The following is a 3244-nucleotide window of genomic DNA, read 5'->3' on the forward strand; positions in this document are numbered from 1 at the left end:
TATAACATTTTCCAATGCGTTTTTCCAAGAAGCAACAGTCCGGCTCGACCCTTCTTTTTTTCATTTTCTGAAAGAGAATCCTGTCGTCACGCTACCTGCCGAACGTACACGCACCATTAACGGACTCATCATTGCACTGGAAGACCTCTATAAAGATAAAGAAAACTGTTTCCGACTACAAATCCTTCGCAACTACACGCAAAGTTTCCTTTTGGACATTTACGATAAGACACATTGTATCTTCAAGCAGAACCACCCGGGAGGAATCAACCGGTAGGAAGATTTGTTCAAACGATTTATCCAGTTGATACACAAACACTGCCTCAGCCAGCGCGAAGTTTCATTTTACGCAAAAAAATGTTCATCCCCCCCGCTATCTATCCGCCATCGCGCAAGCCGTCTCCGGAGAAACAGCAAAAAACATCATCGATAAACATGTCATACTCGAAATAAAAGTATTGCTGGAATCGACAGACTTAACATACAGGAAATAGCCAACCGCCTCCAGTTTCCGGATCAGTCGCTTTTCGGCCGGTATTTCAAGAGACATACCGGCACTTCTCCGCAATACTACAGGCGTAAACTCGGTTAGCCGGAGCCTGTTCCACAAGCACGGAACAAAAGTTTCCGGCGTATGAAACTTTTGTTTCCTAACCTGCGAAATTGTTTTTCTCTCCTACCTTGCCAAATTATTCAAAGATTCATCGTATATTTGTCGTTAGGTTTAAAACCTTGTAAACTGTATATTAACAAGATTAATTCTATTAGTAAATGGGAAGAATATTAGTTATTGGTGCAGGGGGCGTTAGTACCGTTGCTGTTAAGAAGATTGCGATGAATGCAGATATCTTTACCGATATCATGGTTGCCAGCCGCACAAAAAGCAAATGCGACCGGATTGCCGCCGATATTAAGAATGTAAAGGTACAAACAGCACAGGTTGATGCAGACAACGTGGAAGAACTCGTTACCTTGTTCAATTCCTTCAAACCAGACTTAGTAGTAAACCTAGCTTTGCCCTATCAGGATCTCCACATCATGAATGCCTGCCTAGCATACGGTGTCAGCTATCTCGACACGGCCAATTACGAACCGCTGGACGAAGCTAAATACCAATACAGCTGGCAGTGGGCATACAAGAAACGTTTCGAAGATGCCGGTCTGACTGCTATCCTGGGTTGTGGATTCGATCCGGGCGTAACAGGCGTATATACGGCTTATGCGGCCAAACATCACTTCGATGAAATACAATATCTGGATATTGTAGACTGTAATGCAGGAGACCATCACAAAGCATTTGCGACTAATTTCAACCCGGAAATCAATATCCGCGAGATTACCCAACGAGGAAAATATTTCGAGGACGGAGAATGGAAAGAAACAGATCCGTTGTCCATACACAAACCGTTGAACTATCCGAATGTCGGTCCAAGAGAGTCCTACCTAATGTACCACGAAGAGTTGGAAAGCCTGACCAAAAACTTCCCGACAATTAAGCGTGCCCGCTTTTGGATGACTTTCGGACAGGAATATCTGACTCATTTACGCGTGATCCAGAACATCGGTATGTCCCGCATCGATCCGATTATGTATAATGGACAGGAAATCGTTCCGATCCAATTTTTGAAAGCCGTGTTACCAAATCCGGGGGATCTGGGTGAAAACTATACAGGCGAAACTTCCATTGGTTGCCGCATCCGTGGTATCAAGGATGGAAAAGAAATGACCTACTATATTTACAATAACTGTAGCCACCATGCCGCTTACCTAGAAACAGGAGCACAAGGTGTAAGCTACACGACCGGCGTCCCGGCGATGATCGGGGCCAAACTGTTCATACAGGGAGTTTGGAAAAAACCAGGGGTTTGGAACGTAGAAGAGTTCGATCCCGATCCATTCATGAAGGAACTGAACGAACAAGGTCTGCCTTGGCACGAACTGTTCAATATAGATCTAGAACTGTAAACAATGGACAATTGATAATTGACAATTATATTAATATCCTTTTTAATTGTCAATTGTCAATTATCAATTAACTAAATGGCTCGTAATATTTACAACATACTACGTCTTGGTACACAAACTAGCTTGTAACTTCCGCTGTAAGATGTGTTATTTCAGCGACGAGCAGAAAAGGAAAAGTCTGCGAGGAACCTTGAAATATGAAGAGATAGAAGCCATTGCCGGAAGTCTGTTCCATCGTGCTCTGAAACTTCAAGTCGGCTGCGGAGCGGAACCGACTTTACACAAGGACTTGGTAAAAATCATTGCACTGGGCAAACGATACAACGTCCCTTACGTTTCACTCACGACAAACGGGAACCTGCTGACAAAAGAACTGTTAGCCGCTGCCGTAAAAAACGGATTAGATGAGTTGACACTCTCGGCACATGGTTTTACACGCGAAACGTACGAGTATCTGATGACAAACGGTAAATTCGATTTGTTCTGCAAGCTGCTCGCCAACGTCACAGAAATAAAAAAACAGTATCCGCAGTTCAAGTTACGCATCAATTATACGATTAACAACAACAATATCGAAGAACTAAGCCGGATATGGGAGGTCGTCGGCGATGAACTGGATATCCTGCAACTCCGTCCGATACAGAAGATAGGAGAAAGCGAATATAGGGATTTCGACCTGACCAATATCCATGCGAGATATGATGCCGTACTGGTTCCGCTAATAGAAGAATGCCGCCGCAGGCATATCACCTGCCTGGCTCCCAACAAGCAGAATATCATCGTGCTGGAGGAAAACGAGGCGGAAGATAACAGCATCGAAAAGATTACATACTGCTATGTTTCTCCCCAGGAATGCTGGCAAGATGATTTCGATTACCGGACGGAGACATTCGAGTCATATGCTGCTGCCCATATGGGAAGAAAACTGCTTTGGAAGGTCTTCGGACGAAAAGCCCGCCGGAAAGCGGATGTAACACGCAAGATGAACTATAATATCAAGTAAAATAAATATATGGCAATACAAATAGGAGATAAAGCACCCGAAATTCTGGGACTTGACCAGAACGGGAAAGAGATAAAGCTGAGCGATTTCAAAGGTAAGAAGTTAGCTCTCTATTTCTATCCGAAAGACAACACTAGCGGTTGTACAGCAGAAGCGTGCAGTCTACGGGACGGTTATAAGGAATTGCAAGCTGCTGGCTACGAAGTAGTGGGTGTCAGCAAAGACAGTGCCAAGTCTCATCAGGGATTTATCGCAAAACAGGAACTCCCTTTCAGC

Annotated in this window: 3 protein-coding genes and 1 pseudogene; all 4 read left to right on the plus strand. The window is 44.1% G+C overall.

Annotated elements, in window-relative coordinates:
* A pseudogene (locus BHV83_RS00445) lies at window positions 1-592 on the plus strand (helix-turn-helix domain-containing protein); the annotation flags it as partial.
* Between the two features lie 179 nt (window positions 593-771).
* Window positions 772-1965, plus strand: coding sequence for a saccharopine dehydrogenase family protein (locus tag BHV83_RS00450; RefSeq protein ID WP_005636554.1), 1194 nt, complete (start codon window positions 772-774; stop codon window positions 1963-1965).
* 106 nt (window positions 1966-2071) lie between these two features.
* The gene (locus BHV83_RS00455; RefSeq protein WP_286755301.1) at window positions 2072-2968 is read left to right on the plus strand and encodes a radical SAM protein; all 897 of its coding nucleotides are present in this window, start codon (window positions 2072-2074) and stop codon (window positions 2966-2968) included.
* A gap of 9 nt (window positions 2969-2977) precedes the next feature.
* Window positions 2978-3244 (plus strand): peroxiredoxin (locus tag BHV83_RS00460; protein ID WP_286755303.1); only part of this gene is annotated, 267 nt, incomplete at its 3' end.

This window comes from Parabacteroides sp. merdae-related_45_40 (genome assembly GCF_001915675.1).